The sequence below is a fragment of the Streptomyces sp. NPDC004435 genome (assembly GCF_042873895.1).
Classification (GTDB): Bacteria; Actinomycetota; Actinomycetes; order Streptomycetales; family Streptomycetaceae; genus Streptomyces.
Genome location: NZ_JBIAMB010000008.1, coordinates 16,903 through 32,975, shown reverse-complemented (window position 1 = coordinate 32,975; position 16,073 = coordinate 16,903). Strand labels below are relative to the sequence as shown.

The window sequence follows — 16,073 nt, the reverse complement described above, 5'->3', positions numbered from 1 at the left end:
GTACGCCGGGCTGCCGCGCGGCGTCACGACACAGCGGTGCCCCCGCCGCTCCCGGAGGCCCTCACCCGCCGTCCGGCCGCGCCGTGGCCGTCGCCGCGGCCGGCAGGGGCACGGAGTCGACGCGGACGAGGTCGCGTGCCGCCTCGGCCCTGGCGACGGCGTCCGATGTGCTGTCGCCGGCACAGAGCACGTATCCCTGGCGGGAGTCGGAGGAGAGCAGGGGGCCGAGGTCCTGTCCGGGCCGCAGGGTGCACACGGACCGGACGACACCGGGGGCGCGGGCGGCGTCGGCGAGGCCGTCCACGTGGCGCACCCGCGCGTTCTCCCGGGCGAAGAAGCGGATGGCGGCCGCGCGCGCCCGGGGGACGCGCGGGGGGTCCGGCCTGCCCAGCAGGGCGGACATCGTCTCGGTGATCTGGTCGACGCCGCTGACCATCTCGCACAGCTCCCAGATCTGGTCGCCGCCCACGCGGGTCTGGGCCTCGATGAGGCGGGGGCCGTCCGGGGTGAGGCGCAGTTCGCTGTGGACGGGGCCGGTCCGCTGGCCGATGACCTCCAGGAACTCCAGGACGAGCTTCTCGATCGCCTCCAGGGCTCCGGCGTCGAGGCGGGCGGGCACCTGATGGCCGAGTTCGACGAAGCCGGGCAGCCCGGTGGTGAGCTTCTCGGTGACCATGACGACCTCGTGCACGCCGTGCCGGGAGATCGACTCGACGCTGTACTCGGGCCCGGTCAGGTACTCCTCGGCGAGCACGGGTTCACGGCCGGCGACGGCCGCGGTCCAGGCCCAGCGTTCGGGGAGCTGCTGGGCCGACTCGACGGCGTACACCCCTTCGCTGAGCCCTCCGGAGGGGGGTTTGAGCACGAGGGGCCGGCCGCCGAGCTCGGAGAGGAAGGCGGCCGCTTCGGCCCGGGTGGCGCAGATCCGGTGCCGTACCGGGCTGAGGCCGTGGCGGTCGAGCAGGGCGCGGGTCCTGGTCTTGTCGCGGGTGGCGAGGACGGCGGAGAGGTTCTCGCCGGGCACGCCGAGGTCGATCGCGACCCGGGAGGCCGGCTCCAGGCCGTACTCGGTGAAGGAGAGGACGGCGTCGAAGGGGTCGGCCTCGTGCCAGTCGCGGGCCAGCGGCAGGAGCGTCTCCAGGTCGCGGTAGTCCTGGACGGCGTACCGCGCGGCGGCCGCCGCGTGTTCCTCGTCCGCCCGCTCCGGGATCTGGACCATGGAGTGGCGCACGCCCAGCGCCGCCGCCTTGGGCAGTTCGTGGCCCCGGCCGCCGACCAGCAGGAGGTGCTGTTGCCTCATGGGTTCTTTGTACCTCACCGGCGGGACCTCACTGCCGCAGGCGGGACAGGTCGATGTCCATGCGGTCGGCCAGGGACCGGGCCCGGGCGACGACGACGTCGAAGAGCTCCGAGTGGGTGACGCGCAGTTCGTCGGGGTTGAGGGCGAGCGCCAGGAGTTCGCCGATCCGCTGGCGGACGTGGGCGCGGAGGCGGGACTCGTCCAGGCACTTGCGGCCCAGCCCGATGGAGTCCCCGAGGAGCTCGATGCGGTGGAACCACAGCGCGGGCAGGTACAGCACGTCCCCGGGGCGCAGCACGAAGCGCTTGAGCAGGGTGTCCGGTGAGCCGCACAGCGCGTCGAGCCGCGGTTCGCCTCCGGGGCCGGGCAGGAGCTCGGCGTCGGGGCCCATGACGTACCAGAGCTTCTCGCCGACGATCTGCGCGTGCATGACGTCGACGGAGTACGCGTCCTGGTGCAGTCGGGTGACGGCGCCGCGCTGGCCGATCCAGAGCTGGTGGTTGACCGAGGCGGCCTCGCCGTACAGGTCGCGCCGGAAGTCGTACTGGGCGATGTCGAGTTCGGGCATGTCCTCGGCGAGCTCGGGTGCGGTCGTCCGGTAGTACCACTCCTGGAGGTACAGAGGGTCCGCGCCGCTGCCGGCGCTCTTCTCCAGGCGGGTGACGAACTCTCCGAAGGTGGTCCTCGTGGCGGCCTCGCTGCTGTAGCTGTCGACCACGACGGGTACGTCGGAGCAGCGCTCGGCGAGGGAGCGGAAGGTCCAGCGCCGGACGGAGGGCCAGTCGGCCGCGTATCCCTCGAGCACCACAGGCCGGCCCCGGAACCGGTACTCCCGCTCGAACTCCTCGGGGGTCAGGTCGGCGCGGCGCTCCAGCTCCGGTGCGGAAGCGAGCAGTTCGGCGAGCGGGCCGGTCCGGAAGGCGGCCTCGACCGTCCGCAGCGCGTGGATGTCGCGTCGTTTCAGCAGGTTCCGTTCGGTCTGCACGGGCATGGCGGTGCGCCTCCTGTGATGCGGCGGGGTCGGGTACGAGGCGGTCGTGGCCGGGCGTGCCGGTGCGAGGCCGGGCGGCCGGCGGGCGGGGGTCACGGAGCGAGGAGCCTCAGGACGGCACGGACGGCCTCGTCGCGGAGGGCTTCCCGCTGGGGCAGCCAGCGGTGGACGAAGTGGTCGCAGCCGTCGAGCCAGACGACCTCGGCGGACCGGGCGCGGGGGGCGCTCGCGAGGTATCCCTCGACGACCTCGGGCGGGCAGACCTGGTCCTGGCGGGCGCCGAAGATCAGCAGATCGCCGCGGAAGTCGCGGAGCGCCGCGTACGCGGGTGAGTCGGGGTGGCGGCCGGGGCGCACCAGGCTGCCGTCGAAGGGCAGGTCGGTGGCGTGCGCGGGGTAGGTGGCCGGGCAGAACAGCACCAGGGCCCGCGGGCGCAGTTCCGGTACGGTCCACGCGGCGAGGTGGGCGCCCAGGCTGGTGCCCATGACGACGGGCGGTGTGGAGGAGTCCAGCCACTGCGCCGCGGCCAGGGTCTCGGCCCGGCGCCGGCGCAGGGTGGAGCGGGCCAGTTCCCCGGTGCTGTCGCCGTTGCCGGAGAAGTCGAACGTGAGGGAGCCGTGGCCGTGGCCGGCCCACGCGTCGAGCAGATAGCGGGCGCGGTGGCGGGAGGCCGTGGCGCCCAGCCCGTGCAGGGACAGGATCGCCGGGCCCGCGCCGCCGGGCCCGGTGGTCGTGGTGGCCGCGAGGCGCTGTCCCGCGGCTTCGATGACGAAGTCGTGCTGCATCGTGTGCTCTCACCCCCGGTGGACGTGAAGCGCTCGTGACGGAAGGCGGCGGCCGGTCCGCTCAGGACCCCCCGGCGCGGGTCCCCGCGCCGGTCTCCTCGAAGCGCTCCTTGCGCACGGCCGGCCATGCGTCGCGCAGGATGCTGTAGTAGACGACGTCGCGGCGGCGTCCTCCGGGCATGACGTTGAAGCTGCGCAGGACGCCCTCCTCGGAGGCTCCGATCCCGGCCAGTCCCGCGCGGGCCGCGGTGTTGAGGACGTCGGTCTTGAACTCGACGCGCTCGCAGTCGAGTGTGCCGAAGGCGTGATCGAGCAGGGCCAGCTTGACGGCGCGGTTGACGCCGGTCCGGCGGGCGCGGGCGCAGAGCCAGGACCAGCCGATCTCCAGTCGGCGGTCGGCCGGGGCGAGGTTGCCGTAGGCGGTGCTGCCGACGATCTCGCCGGAGGCGTTGTCGGTGATCGCGAGCACGACGCGGGTGCCGTTCAGGGTGTCGCGGATCGCGGTCTCGATGAAGGTGTGCAGGTCGCCGGGGGTCTCGATGCGCTGGACGAAGTGGCGCCAGATCTCGGGTTCGTAGACGATCCGCTCGAAGGCGGCCGTGTCGGCGACGCCGACCCGTCGCAGGGTCACCCGGTCGTTGGCCAGTGCGAGGCGGGCCAGTTCGTTCCAGTGCGCGTTCAAGGGTTCTGCTCCTCCGTCCGACCGCCGTGCGGCGGTGTTCCCGTCGTGCCCGCGAGGGCGGCGCCCACCCATACCGGCGTGTCGCCGATCGTGCCGTCGTTGTAGACGCGGTGCTCCTTGTAGGCCCGCTCCAGGTCGTCGGCGTGGAGCGTGGCGATCTGCTTGCGCATCAGCTTGTACTGGGCGTTCAGGAGGCCGTTGTCGACGGAGAACGGCTCCTGGCGGACGACGGCGGCGTACACGCGCTGCTCATAGCGGAGTTCCTCGTTCAGTTCGGCCAGGGACCGGGCCAGCTCCTCGTGGTCGAGACCGGAGGCGGACGGCGAGACCACCGCGGAGAGGTACGGCCTGCCGTCGCCGAAGACGGCGCAGTCGTGCACGCCGGGCAGTTCGCGGACGCGTTCCTCGACCAGGGGCACGAGGATGTTGAGCGCGCCGCTCAACGTGACGATGTCGTCGACGCGCCCGTCGATGTAGAGGAAGCCGTCCTCGTCGACGTGCCCGACGTCGTGTGTCCTGACCTCGCCGGTGGGGAGGAAGGTCTTCTCGCCGGCCCCCGGGGCGCTCCAGGTGTAGCGGGTGTTGACGGGGTGGCTGCCGCCGACGATGAGGATGCCGTCCGCGTCGAAGCGGATGCGCTTGTGGGGCAGGACGCGACCGACGCTGCCGAGCCGGAAGGCGCCGGGGTGGTTCTTGGAGACGATGCACGTCTCGTTGAGGCCGTATCCCTCGTAGAGGCGGACGCCGGCGTCGTCGAAGAAGCGGAGGACCTGGCGGCCGGCCGGAGCGGAACCGGTCCACAGGTAGCGGATGCGGCCGCCCAGTGTCCGCTGGATCGCCGCGCGCCTCCCCTCGGGGTCGTCCGGGATCCCTTCGGACAGGAGCCGGGCCCTGAGCTGCTCGTAGAAGCCCGGCACCCCCATGATCACGGTCGGCGAGACCGTCCGGGCCGTCTCCACGGCGGTGACCCGGTCGGCCAGGGTGACGTCGTGGCCGTGGACGAGGGCCGAGTAGATCCAGTAGCGCTGCTGGAGGAACCGTACGGGCAGGAAAACCAGCAGGTTGTCGCCGTCACGGTGGTCGAACATCTCCTGGACGGCGGCGATCGAGGCGTTGACGCTGGCGGTGGTGACCTCGATGCCCTTGGGCGGGCCGGTGCTGCCGGAGGTCTGTTTGATCGCGCAGATGTCGGCGGGGTCGTAGCCCGGGTGCGTCGGCAGGCCGGTGCCGGTCCGCTCCTCTGAGGCGGGGGCGAAGGCCCAGGAGCGGACCCGCGCGATGTCCCGCACGGCGGTGGGGCCGGCGTCTCCGCCCGCCGTGTCCCGACCCGTCTCCCCGGGGTCGGCCCGGTGGTGCGTGAGGTCGTCGGTGAAGAGCAGCTTGAGCCCGAACTCGGTCAGCACGGCCGGTGGTGCGTACCGGCCGGGTTCGATCCCGGCGGTGACGGCACCCAGCTTGAGTACGGCCAGGTCGAGCAGCACCCACTCGATCCGGTTGGACGCCATGACGCCCACGCGGTCCCGGGCGCGGACGCCGAGTGCGTGGAGGCGCGCGGCCACGCGCAGGGCGCCCGCGTCGAGTTCGGCGAGGCTGACGGAGCGGACCCGGTCGCCGTCGTGGAAGTGGATGCGGTGACGGGTGTCCCGGCATCCGGTCCGGGCGACCGTGCCGATGACGTCGGCGACCGGCGGGGAGTCCTCAGCGTTCACCCTCGCCCCGCCTTCCTGTGGGTTACGTCCTCCGGGCCCGCGGGCGCGGTCCCCGGCCGGGGTCCGGTCGCGAGGAGGTAGGCGTCCAGCCGCTCCCAGCCCCGGGCCGCGTACCAGTCGCGGTCGAAGCCGCCGATCGGCCGTACGGGCAGGGTGCCGTACTGGACGCCGTCCGCCAGCGTGCGCCACACCTCGTCGACCAGGGAGCAGTGCCGCACGGCCTCGCGCAGCTCGCGCAGCGTGAAGGCGGGCCCGTCCATGCGTACCAGCCGGATGTCGTAGCAGCCCCGGAAGCCGTGGCCGAAGACGCTGAACGGGGGGTGCCACACCTGGGCGCCCGGGGCGCGGAGGGAGTAGCGCACCCGTGAGGCCACGTGCCCGCCGTGGTGGTGGTCGGCGTGCTCGGCGATGTCGGGGACCTGCGGCGGGAAGAAGTAGTGGCGCTTGTGGGGGATGTCCTCGCGGTCGAACTCTCCGGGGGCGAAGTGCCAGCGGTTGTACATCATGCGCTGGGCTGCTCGCCACAGGATGGGGCCGGTGTCCTCGCCGGTCCCGGCCATGCGGACGGGGTGGGGCAGACAGCAGCAGACGAAGTCGGCCTTCTTCAGCTCCAGGACCCCGTCGGGGCCACCGGGCCGTGCCCCGCGGAGCCGCGTGAGATCGCGTACCGAGCTGCTCATGCCGTAGTCGGAATCGGTGGACAGGACGGCGGAGAGCACGATCGCGGCGAGGAGCTCCCCGACGGCCCCGTGGGGGACACGGTGGGCATCGTCGCCGGCCTGCCCGGCGGAGGGGAGCGCGCCGGCGGCGTCCGTGTCCGTCTGTGCGTCCAGGAGCGCGGCGGCCACGGTGAGGGCGCGCATGTCCTCGCGTGCCTTCCCGGTGGGTTCGACGCCGAGGCGGAGCCGTCCGTGACGCGCGACCGGCTCGGGCAGGACGTGCGGGTCGCGGGGGTGCGGGAAGTCGTCCAGGCCCTCGCTCTTGACGAAGGTCAGGCCGTTGATGCGGCGGTAGCGCATGCGGGACGCGTGGCGGTCGACCTCTTCCTGGAGCACGCGGACCTCCGCCGCCAGCTCCGGCAGCGGCATGCCGTGGGGAAGGCCCGGGGGCCGGCCGATCGCGGCGCAGTAGTTCGCGTGGCGGTCCAGCAGGTAGCGGCGGAGTCCCGTGGCCGAGAGCTGCATTCCGTTGAATTCCTCGAAACGGACCGAACGGCCACTGGCGAAAAGGCAGTGGGCGAGGACGACGAACAATCGGTCGGCCGAACTCCAGTTTCCGACGGGACGGTCGCGGAGACCTGAGATCCGGCCGTCCCGTGTGAGGGTATTGCTGCCGGCGTCGGATTTCGAGAACACCTCGCGTCCGATGAACAAGTAGACCGTCTCGACCCGCTCGACCCAGTCGGCGAGCTGTGCCAGCCGGTGGTCGAGTTCCCCGCCGCTCTCCCACCCCCGGAGTATCCCGTCGACCTCGTCGGCCGCGGCGGCCTCCCGCGCCAGGGCCGACCGCGCCTCCTCGTCGGCCGTGTCGAGAACCTCGGCGGGCACACGCAGCCACGCGATCGGCCGGTCACGCGATTCCCGCAGCTCCCCCGGCCTCCAGAAGGAGACTCCGAAGAGCGCGGAACGGGTCACCGGTACGAGCCCGGCCGCGCCGCAGGACGCGGTGGGCTGCTCCACGACGACGTCGACGTCCTCACGGCCGAGCACGTGCTGGAGGAGCGCCGACTCCCATTCCGTCAGCCGCCGGCAGGCCAGACCGAACGGAATGCGCCCCTGGCTCGTCAATTCACGCAGCAGCCAGCCGGAAGCCTCCTGGCCCCGCAGGACGGAACTGCCCGGCCCTGCTCCCGAATCCGGTCCTGAAAATGGCATGGGCGTCCCCCGCGGTTCGACAATGAAACGGATCGACCGATTCCCTGGAACTCTGCGCTTTCAGACGGAACACCAGCCATGGTGACGACACCCGACTCCACCGGACACCTGGTTTTCGGCCGTTCCCCCGGGAGTACAGGCCGAGAACACGCCGGACACGCCATCGGCCTCCCCCGCCCCGGAGGGTGAGGGAGGCCGATGGCACGGCACGGGTGCCGCGGTGCGCGCGGGGCGGTCGCCCGGGACTACGCCGGGACGTCGGCGGCCTGGCGGGACGGGCCGCTGGTGCCGTTGCCGTCGGCGTCGCCGGCTTCCTCGGCGAGGCGCTGCATGCCGCTGGTGGTCTTCAGCGGCTTCTCCTTGACGAAGAGGACGCAGAGCAGCGCGAGCGCGGCGAAGGGGGTCGCGATGAGGAAGAGTTCGCCGGTGGCGACGCCGTAGGCGTGCTCGACGATCTCGCGGATCGGGGCCGGGAGGGCCGCCATGTCCGGCATGGCGCCGCCGTGCCCGGCCGCGCCTCCGCCGGCGGGTGCGCCGGCGTCCGCGAGGCCCTTGCTCATCTCCGAGGCGACGCGGTTGGCGAGGATGGCGCCGAGCACGCTGGTGCCGATGGTGCCGCCGAGGCTGCGGAAGAAGGACAGGACGGAGGTGGCGGCACCGAGTTCGGTGGCCGGCACGTCGTTCTGCGCGGCCAGGACCAGGTTCTGCATCAGCATGCCGACACCGATGCCCATGACGGCCATGTAGAGGCTGGTCAGGCCGAAGTGGGTGTCGGAGTCGATCGTGGAGAGGAGCCCGAGGCCGGCCGTCATCGTGAGGCCGCCGGCCACCAGGTACGCCTTCCAGCGACCGGTCTTGCTGATGATCTGTCCGGCGACCGTGGAGGAGACCAGGAGGCCGAGGATCATCGGCAGGCTCATGAGGCCCGCGACCGTCGGGGACTTCCCGAGGGAGATCTGGAAGTACTGCGAGAGGAAGACGGTGCCGCCGAACATGGCCAGGCCGACGAAGAGGCTGGCGACGGTGGTGAGCGACACGGTGCGGTTGCGGAAGATGCCGAGCGGGATGATCGGCTCCGGGACCCGGGACTCGACGAGCACCGCCGCGGCGAGCAGCACCAGGCCGCCGCCCGTGAGGGCCGCGGTCTGCCAGGAGGCCCAGTCGAAGCTGTTCCCGGCCAGCGACACCCAGATGAGGAGCGCGCTGACGCCGGCGACGATCAGGAAGGCGCCCAGGTAGTCGATCTTGGCCTCGCGGCGCAGGTCGGGCAGCTTCAGGGTCCGCTGGAGCAGCACGATGGCGAGGAGGGCGAAGGGGACGCCGATGAAGAAGCACCAGCGCCAGCCCAGCCAGGAGGTGTCCACCAGGACGCCGCCGATGAGCGGTCCGGCGACGGTGCCGACGGCGAAGACGGCTCCGAAGATGCCGGCGTACTTGCCGAGCCTGCGCGGCGGGATGATCGCCGCCATCACGACCTGCGCGAGGGCGGTCAGGCCGCCGGCGCCGATGCCCTGGGCGACACGGCTGAAGATGAGCAGTCCGACTTCCTGGGAGAAGCCGGCCAGCAGCGAGCCGACCACGAAGAGGCCCAGGGAGATCTGGAGGAGGAGCTTCTGGTTGTAGAGGTCGGCGAGCTTGCCCCACAGCGGCACCGTGGCCGTCATGGCGAGCAGTTCGGCGGTGACGACCCAGGTGTAGGCGGACTGGGTGGCCTGGAGGTCCGCCATGATCCGGGGCAGCGCGTTGGCGACCACCGTGCCGGCGAGGATGGAGACGAACATGCCCGCCATCAGGCCGGACATGGCCTGGAGTATCTGCCGGTCCGACATCGCGGTGGCCGGGGACGCCTCGGCCGGCGCCGTGGCTGGTGATTTCACAGCTTCTCTTCTCAGTGTTTCGTGGATCGCGGGGGTTCGTGGGCGCGCGCCCGGGCGGGCACAGGGCCGGGCGCGGGCGGGCCGGGCAGGGGGCAGGGCGGGGGGGCAGGGCAGAGACGAGCGACGGGACGGACAGGGCAAGGACACGGGACCGCGCCGGAGACCTGCGGGAGCCGGTCGCGCCGGCTCCGCGCGGGAGCCCCCTGCCCCTCAGCCGCCGTCGGCGGGTGCGGGGGGCGGCTGCGGAAGCGGAAGGCCCGCGGCGAGGTGCTCGAACGTCTCCCGGAACACGTCCGCGAAGGCGGTCTCCCCCTGCCGGACGGACCAGTGCTCGACCGCGACGCGCACGGCCGTGCCGCCGACGGCGGCCAGGAGGCGCGGATACAGCCCCAGGGCGCGCCGCCGTTCCTCCTCCTCCGGTGACGCGAAGTCCGGGCGTCCTTCGGTGAAGAGCGGGGAACCGGCCCCCATGCGCTCCGCGAGGGTCTCGGCGAGGCCGAGTTCGTCGGCCATGTGGGCGCCGATCCTGCGGGCGAGGAGCTGGGGCGCCTTGCGGAGGACCTCCGCGTGCAGGCACCACAGTTCCTGCTGCTGCTCGACCTCCTCCAGCTCCGCCGCCAGGGCGTCGCGGAGCGCCTCCAGCGGGGAGAGTCCGGCCGGGGCCGCGAGGACGGCCCGGCGGACCCGGTCGCCCGCGTCGGCGCCGACCATGACGAAGACCTCGTCACGGGAGTCGAAGTAGTTGAAGAACGTACGCGTGGAGACCCCCGCCGCCGCGCTGATGGCGTCCACGGTGACGTTCTCGACCCCGCGCTCCACCGCCAGCCGTACGGCCGCCTCGACGAGCGCGGCCCGTGTCGCCCGCTTCTTGCGCTCTCTGAGCCCGCTCTCGGCAGGCGTCCCCTCCGGCATGGGTGCATGGTACGCAAAAATGCAGAGCCTGCAAAAATGCATGTCCGTGCACGCGCTGGCCGACCGCACAGGCCGACGTCGGGAAGGTCGGGAAGATCGGGAATACGGCGCACCGCACCGTCGTTCCCCCCTGCACGCAGGTGCCGTCCACGCCCAGGTGGTCGAGAGCCATGATCCGTGCACGCCGCATCACCGTCGCCGCGACCGCCCTCCTCGCGCTGCTCGTCGCGCTCCTGGGCGGGTGCGCCGCCGCCCCCGACACCGGCGCCCGGGCGCCCATGGACGCCGCCCCGCCGAAACCCGCGCCCGCCACCAGCGCGCCCTCGCCCTCCCGTACGGCCGAGCCACCGGAACCCGTGGCCGCGACGCCCACCCCGCGCCCGCGCCCCGCCGAGCTGGACATCCCGTCGATCGGGGTGACGGACCTGCGCGTCGTCCCGTACGAGGGGAAGACCGACGACCGGGCGGGCACCCGCATCCAGGACCGGGGCGTGGCGGCCAGCCCGTACGGGGAGGAGGGCGGCGTCGGCCCCGGCGACATCGGCAACTACCAGGTGACCGCGCACCGCCTCTCGGCGGGCGCGCCGCTCCTCGATCTGCCCGACGTCGAGATCGGCGACCTGGTGCGGGTCACCGCCGGCGACACCACGTACACGTACCGGATCACCGAGACCCGTACGACCTCCTTCCGCTCGGAGCGCTCCCTCGCCGAACAGCGGGCCGCGGTCCCCGGCGAGCCCGGCGAACGCCCCACCCGCGCCATGATCACGCTCTCCACCTGCGCCACCCCGGAGGACAACGCGGCGGGCAACTACTGGCGGGACGCGCAGGGCAACCCCGAGCACCGCATCGACAAGATCGGCGTCCTCACGAAGACGGCCCCCGCCCGGGGCTAGCGCGGGGGCCGGAGTCGACACGTACGGACGGGAGGTCGCCTCCCCCTCACGCCCGTCCGGGAGCGCGGTGGATCGCGGAGGCCGTCAGGAGGCGGCGGGCGGCGCCGGCAGGGCCAGCAGGCGCTCGCGGACCGCGGCGAGGACCTGCGCGCGGGTGCGCGGGCCGTCGTCGGCCGCGATGAGGTGGTCACCGATGCGCAGGGAGAAGGTGATCAGACAGCGGGCCTCGACATCGCCCTCGTCGGGGCAGAAGGCTCCGTAGAGCACGCGCAGATAGTCCATGCGCCGGTTGTCGGCCCGGCGGAGCCGCTCCGCGACGGCTTCGTCGCGGCGGGCCCAGTCGCGTACGGCGAGCTCGACCCCGGCGCTGATCACGGGCGTCCCGGCAGCCCCCACGACGTCGAAGAGCCGCCCGAGCCGCTCGCGGGCGTCGCCCCCGTCGCGCTCGATCCGCGCGATGACGTCCTCGGTGACCCCGCGCTCCCAGGTGTCGAGCATCTCGTCGAGGAGGGCGGCGCGATTGCGGAAGTAGCCGTAGAAGCCGCCCTTGCTGACGCCGAGGGCCTGCGCCAGGACCTCGACCCGGACCGCCTCGGGTCCGCCGGCGGCGAGCGCCCTCAGCCCCTCCTCGATCCACCTGGCCCGCGGCGTTCGGATCGCGCCCATGCCGCCCTTCCCCTCGCGTGATGACGACCCGAGTATACGGCGCCGTACAGATGAGGGTTATGCTCGATCTATACGCCACCGTATAGACAGGGGTCCGTCATGAACGCTCTGCGCCTGCCTCCGACCGACTACACCTCCCGCCCCCTGCGGATCCACGAGATCGCCGGCGACTTCCGGCTGGAGGACCTGTGGGCCCTGCCGACACCGGGCGGCCCGGACGACCTGCACCATCTGGTCGAGCAGATGGCGGGGGGCACGGAGGGGCCGGACGGCGGCAACCCCGTGGGCCGGTTCCTCTTCGCGGTGCGCTGGAAGCTCGGCAGGCTCCTCGGCTGGGACGGGCCCGAATCGGGCATCGGAGGCCGGGTGGCGACGCTGCGTGACCGACTGCCGGACGACCTGCGCGAGGGGCCGCGCGGCCCCGACCTCGGTACGGCCCCCTTCACGTCGGTCTTCCAGACGCACGACGAATGGGCCGCCGAATGCGCCAACAAGACGATGCACGGCGTGATGCACATCGCCTGGGTCCCCGACGGCGAGGGCGGCCACCGGGGCCAGATGGCCGTCCTGGTCAAGCCCAACGGCCGCCTCGGTTCCCTCTACATGCTCGGCATCAAGCCGTTCCGGTACCTGGGCGTCTACCCCGCCCTGCTGCGTTCGATCGGCCGGGAGTGGCAGGCGAACACCGCTCGCCGCACCTCGGCCTGACGCTCCCTCGGGCGCCGGGCGGGTGATCGCACACGCGTGCCTGGGGGTCGTCTCCCCTGGTCGCGACGGCGGCGACCATGATGGAGTGGACGGAACGGCACACTCCGGAATGGCCGGCCGCCGTCGGACGACGAGAGGAGAACGGCATGCCGCTCGAAGGAATCTACGAGCCCAGTCCGTCGCAGTGGGTACGGGACCAGGTGGAGCTGTACGAGTCGTCGGGCGGGACCGAGGGAACGACGATGCGCGGCCTGCCCGTGGTGCTCGTGACCACGGTCGGCGCGAAGAGCGGCAAGCTCCGCAAGACCCCGCTCATGCGGGTCGAGCACGAGGGCGCGTACGCGCTCGTCGCCTCCAACGGCGGAGCCGTGAAGCACCCGGTCTGGTACCACAACCTGATCGCCTCCCCTCAGATCGAGCTGCGCGACGAGACGCGGCAGTGGGACATGCGGGTGCGCGTCGTGACCGGCGAGGAGCGGCGCGCGTGGTGGGAGAGGGCCGTCGCGGCCTTCCCGGACTACGCCGACTACCAGGTCAAGACCGACCGGGAGATCCCCGTCTTCGTCGCCGAGCCGGTGGCCTGACGAGTCCCGTCGCCGAGCCGGTGGGCTGACGAGTCCCGTCGCGGAGCCGGTCGCCTGACGAGCCCCGTCGCCGAGCCGGTGGCCGGGGCGCGCGGTGTTTGACGGATTCCCCGGGGGGCAGCCGCCCCCCGGGGCGGCACGGCCGGACGGTACGGAGCCGCCCTCCTGAATCCCGCGACCCAGGAGGAGACGATGGGCCACCACGAACGCCGCCACACCCGGTCCGCGGACCGGCCGCCCCGGACCACCCCCTCCGAAGCCGTCGGCGAGAGCGGCGACGAGGAGGCGCGCCGGGAGGCCGAGGAGGCGGAACGGAGCCGCCGTGGCGACTCCGGCGAGGAACACGGCATGGGCGCGAAGCGCCAGTCCCCCGGACCGGGCCGTGAGGAGCAACGCCGGCCGTTCGGGCGGCGGGGCGACACCGGGGACGGCGACCGGACGTAGTCGAAGCCCCGCCCCACCGCCCGAGCTCGCCGGTGGCGGCACCGCGACCACGCCGTCGTACGGTCGCCCCGGGGGTCCTCCGGGACCCTTCGCGGCCGGTCCGGAGGCGGAGCCTAAGATCCACGGCATGGCAACGCGACTCGTGCAGATCAACATGAAGGCCCAGGACGACGCCGCTCTCGGACGGTTCTGGGCGGCGGCGCTCGGCTGGGGCATGGACAGCGAGGGACCCGGTGTCACCAACCTCGAACCCGTGGGCTTCTCCTACCCGGACCCGGTGGCCGTCTGCGTCGACATCATCGCCCGCCCGGAACCGAAGACCGTGAAGAACCGGGTGCATCTCGATCTGGCCACCACCTCGGCCGCCCACCAGGCGGAGCTGGTCGCGCGACTGGAGGAGCTCGGGGCCACGCGTGCCGACATCGGTCAGGGTGACGTCCCCTGGACGGTCATGGCCGACCCGGAGGGCAACGAGTTCTGCGTGCTGGAGCCCCGCCCGGTCTACGGGGACACCGGGCCGGTCGCCGCGGTGGTGGTCGACTGCGCCGACCCGCACGAGATGGCCCGGTTCTGGGGCCGGGCGACGGACTGGAAGACGCACGAGGTCACCGACGGCCAGGCGACCCTGCGCTCCGCCCAAGGCGTCGGCCCCTACCTGGAGTTCGTCCGCAACCCCGACCCCAAGACGGTCTGGAACCGCGTCCACCTCGATGTCCGCCCCTACCCCGAGGACGACCGGGCGACGGAGGAGGCCCGCCTGGTCGCCCTGGGCGCCACCGTCCCCGACTTCGACCGGTCCGCGATCTCCTGGACGATCCTGGCCGACCCGGAGGGCAACGAGTTCTGCCTCCTCAGCCCGGGCTGACGCTCGTCCGGCCGCCGTCGCGCGAGAGGATCGCGGCATGTCCAGCGAACGTCTCATCCGCATCCACAGCGACGAGTTCCAGGCCATGGCCGAGCGGGTCCTGCGGGTCACCGAGCTCACCTCCCGCCTGAACGTGCTGCCTTTCGAGGACGAAAGGGGGAAGGCGGAGCTGTTCGAGCGGATCCTCGGCAGGCCGCTGCCGCCGCGGGTCACGATCTACCCGCCGTTCTTCACCGACCACGGCCTGAACCTCGACATCGCCGAGCGCGTCTTCATCAACCAGAACTGCACGTTCCTGGACTACGCCGGCATCCGGCTCGGCGAGCGGGTGATGATCGGGCCGAAGGTCACGTTCATCACCAGCGGGCACCCGGTCGATCCCGAGGAGCGGCGGCTGTACCTCACCGGCGCGCCCATCGACGTGGCGGAGAACGTGTGGATCGGTGCCGGTGCCACGATCCTGCCGGGCGTCAGTATCGGCCGTGACGCCGTGATCGCCGCCGGCGCGGTGGTGGCCGACGACGTGCCGGCGGCGAGCCTCGTGACCGGCGGCAAGGCGACCGTACGCAGGACGTGGTGAGGACGGGCGTCCGCCGAACCACTCCGGACTCCGTCAGGAACGACCGGCGTCCGTGGTGATGCGGGCGCAGGCGCGGACCACCTCGCCGAGTTCCATGCCTTCCTCACGAAGGGCGCGCTGGCGGCGGGCGCCGCCGCCTCGGGTGAGGAGGTCCTTGAGGGTGGCGCGGGCCCTGTCCAGGTCGCCGGTGTCACGCAGGGCGGCCTCGGTGTGGGCGAGGAGCGCGTCCAGGGCGGCGGCCGGCGGGACGGGGCGCAGGGTCCGGGGGTCGAGGAGGGGGCCCTCGGTGCCGGAGCGCGCGGCCTGCCAGGCGGCGAGCCTGAGGAGGTCGAGCGGGACCCGGGGGACGACCACCCCCGCGCGCCAGGCCCGTGCCTCGGTCTCCACCAGGCCACGGATGAGGGCGGCGACCAGCACCGTGGTGTCGGGTTCGAGACAGACGTCGGCGACGCGGACCTCGACGGTGGGGAAGTTGTGGGAGAGACGGGCGTCGAAGTAGATCATGCCCTGGTCGCGCAGGACTCCGGTGTCCAGCATGTCGCGCACGCGCGCGTGGTAACCGGCGGCGTCGCCGAACGGCTCGTACGGGCCCGCCGAGGGGAGGCGGTACCAGACGCGGCTGCGGTAGCTCGCGTATCCGGTGTCCTCGCCCTGCCAGTACGGAGAGTTGGCGCTGATCGCGGTCAGGAGCGGGAGCCACGTGCGGATGCGGTCGAGGACCGCGACGCCTTCGTCGTCCGACTCGACCGAGACGTGGACATGGCATCCGCCGGTGAGCTGCTCGTCCGCCGTCAGGGCGAACCGTTCGGCCAGCCAGCGGTAGCGGCGGCCGAGGTTCCGGGAGGGGCGTACGGGGAGCGGCGAGGTCGCCAGCGCGGCGACCTGGCCACCGACTCCTTCCGCATGACGGCCGGCCTCGCCGCGCCACCGGACGATCTCGTCGCGGAGGGCGCCGAGGTCGGCGACGGGGCGGGTGGCGAACTCCAGCTGCTCCTGGTGGAGCTCCTTCTCGAAGACGTCCCCCGCCTCCTCGCCGGCGGCCGAGGCCAGGACGGCGGAGGAGAGGGCGAGCGGTTCTCCGGTCCGGGAACTGACGAGGAGCAGCTCCTCCTCCACGCCTACCGTGCGGGTCCTGTGACGGGGCTGGGCCACGCTGGTGTTCCTTCCGGTGGGGCTGTGCCGGTCTTCGCGATGCCGCTC

Annotated in this window: 16 protein-coding genes; 6 read left to right on the top strand and 10 right to left on the bottom strand. The window is 72.8% G+C overall.

Going from position 1 to position 16,073, the window contains the following annotated elements:
* Positions 1 to 61: 61 nt before the first annotated feature.
* From ACFYT9_RS16010 to ACFYT9_RS15975, 8 genes are all read right to left on the bottom strand, one after another.
* Positions 62 to 1,300, bottom strand: coding sequence for an ATP-grasp domain-containing protein (locus ACFYT9_RS16010; RefSeq protein ID WP_389163955.1), 1,239 nt, complete (start codon positions 1,298 to 1,300; stop codon positions 62 to 64).
* A 28-nt stretch (positions 1,301 to 1,328) separates the two neighbouring features.
* A complete protein-coding gene (locus tag ACFYT9_RS16005; RefSeq protein WP_376595411.1) occupies positions 1,329 to 2,291 on the bottom strand; it encodes a cupin-like domain-containing protein in 963 nt (320 codons plus the stop codon).
* A gap of 92 nt (positions 2,292 to 2,383) precedes the next feature.
* Positions 2,384 to 3,076 (bottom strand): alpha/beta hydrolase, encoded by a 693-nt coding sequence (locus ACFYT9_RS16000; protein WP_387272862.1) that lies wholly within the window; start codon positions 3,074 to 3,076, stop codon positions 2,384 to 2,386.
* 61 nt (positions 3,077 to 3,137) lie between these two features.
* Positions 3,138 to 3,758, bottom strand: a complete 621-nt coding sequence (locus ACFYT9_RS15995) for a GNAT family N-acetyltransferase (protein WP_387272864.1) — start codon at positions 3,756 to 3,758, stop codon at positions 3,138 to 3,140.
* Positions 3,755 to 5,467, bottom strand: a complete 1,713-nt coding sequence (locus ACFYT9_RS15990) for an AMP-binding protein (protein ID WP_387272866.1) — start codon at positions 5,465 to 5,467, stop codon at positions 3,755 to 3,757. The genes ACFYT9_RS15995 and ACFYT9_RS15990 overlap by 4 nt, the downstream gene beginning before the upstream one ends.
* Entirely contained in the window at positions 5,464 to 7,254 is a 1,791-nt protein-coding gene (locus ACFYT9_RS15985; protein WP_389163951.1) for a hypothetical protein, read from the bottom strand. Before ACFYT9_RS15985 ends, ACFYT9_RS15990 begins: the two co-directional genes overlap by 4 nt.
* Before the next feature lie 332 nt (positions 7,255 to 7,586).
* Positions 7,587 to 9,170, bottom strand: a complete 1,584-nt coding sequence (locus ACFYT9_RS15980; protein WP_387272925.1) for an MDR family MFS transporter — start codon at positions 9,168 to 9,170, stop codon at positions 7,587 to 7,589.
* Positions 9,171 to 9,428: 258 nt separating this feature from the next.
* Positions 9,429 to 10,130, bottom strand: a complete 702-nt coding sequence (locus ACFYT9_RS15975) for a TetR/AcrR family transcriptional regulator (RefSeq protein ID WP_389163949.1) — start codon at positions 10,128 to 10,130, stop codon at positions 9,429 to 9,431.
* Positions 10,131 to 10,300: 170 nt separating this feature from the next.
* On the opposite strand from ACFYT9_RS15975, the gene ACFYT9_RS15970 reads away from it, so the two are divergent.
* Positions 10,301 to 11,026, top strand: coding sequence for a class E sortase (locus tag ACFYT9_RS15970; RefSeq protein ID WP_389163947.1), 726 nt, complete (start codon positions 10,301 to 10,303; stop codon positions 11,024 to 11,026).
* An 84-nt stretch (positions 11,027 to 11,110) separates the two neighbouring features.
* On the opposite strand, the gene ACFYT9_RS15965 is transcribed toward ACFYT9_RS15970, so the two are convergent.
* Positions 11,111 to 11,692: a TetR/AcrR family transcriptional regulator gene (locus ACFYT9_RS15965; protein WP_376595404.1), complete on the bottom strand. Its 582-nt coding sequence runs from the start codon at positions 11,690 to 11,692 to the stop codon at positions 11,111 to 11,113.
* A 99-nt stretch (positions 11,693 to 11,791) separates the two neighbouring features.
* On the opposite strand from ACFYT9_RS15965, the gene ACFYT9_RS15960 reads away from it, so the two are divergent.
* The 5 genes from ACFYT9_RS15960 to ACFYT9_RS15940 all read left to right on the top strand — a co-directional run bounded on the left by ACFYT9_RS15960 (position 11,792) and on the right by ACFYT9_RS15940 (position 14,873).
* On the top strand, positions 11,792 to 12,400 hold the full coding sequence (locus ACFYT9_RS15960) for a DUF2867 domain-containing protein (protein ID WP_387272874.1): 609 nt from the start codon (positions 11,792 to 11,794) through the stop codon (positions 12,398 to 12,400).
* Between the two features lie 146 nt (positions 12,401 to 12,546).
* The gene (locus ACFYT9_RS15955; protein ID WP_376595402.1) at positions 12,547 to 12,984 is read left to right on the top strand and encodes a nitroreductase family deazaflavin-dependent oxidoreductase; all 438 of its coding nucleotides are present in this window, start codon (positions 12,547 to 12,549) and stop codon (positions 12,982 to 12,984) included.
* A gap of 192 nt (positions 12,985 to 13,176) precedes the next feature.
* Positions 13,177 to 13,428 carry a hypothetical protein gene (locus tag ACFYT9_RS15950; protein WP_389163944.1) on the top strand — a complete coding sequence of 84 codons (252 nt, stop codon included), beginning with the start codon at positions 13,177 to 13,179 and terminating at the stop codon, positions 13,426 to 13,428.
* A gap of 127 nt (positions 13,429 to 13,555) precedes the next feature.
* On the top strand, positions 13,556 to 14,293 hold the full coding sequence (locus tag ACFYT9_RS15945) for a VOC family protein (protein ID WP_389163941.1): 738 nt from the start codon (positions 13,556 to 13,558) through the stop codon (positions 14,291 to 14,293).
* A 37-nt stretch (positions 14,294 to 14,330) separates the two neighbouring features.
* A complete protein-coding gene (locus ACFYT9_RS15940; RefSeq protein ID WP_376595399.1) occupies positions 14,331 to 14,873 on the top strand; it encodes a DapH/DapD/GlmU-related protein in 543 nt (180 codons plus the stop codon).
* A gap of 33 nt (positions 14,874 to 14,906) precedes the next feature.
* On the opposite strand, the gene ACFYT9_RS15935 is transcribed toward ACFYT9_RS15940, so the two are convergent.
* Positions 14,907 to 16,025, bottom strand: a complete 1,119-nt coding sequence (locus ACFYT9_RS15935; RefSeq protein ID WP_389163938.1) for a glutamate--cysteine ligase — start codon at positions 16,023 to 16,025, stop codon at positions 14,907 to 14,909.
* Positions 16,026 to 16,073: the final 48 nt, after the last annotated feature.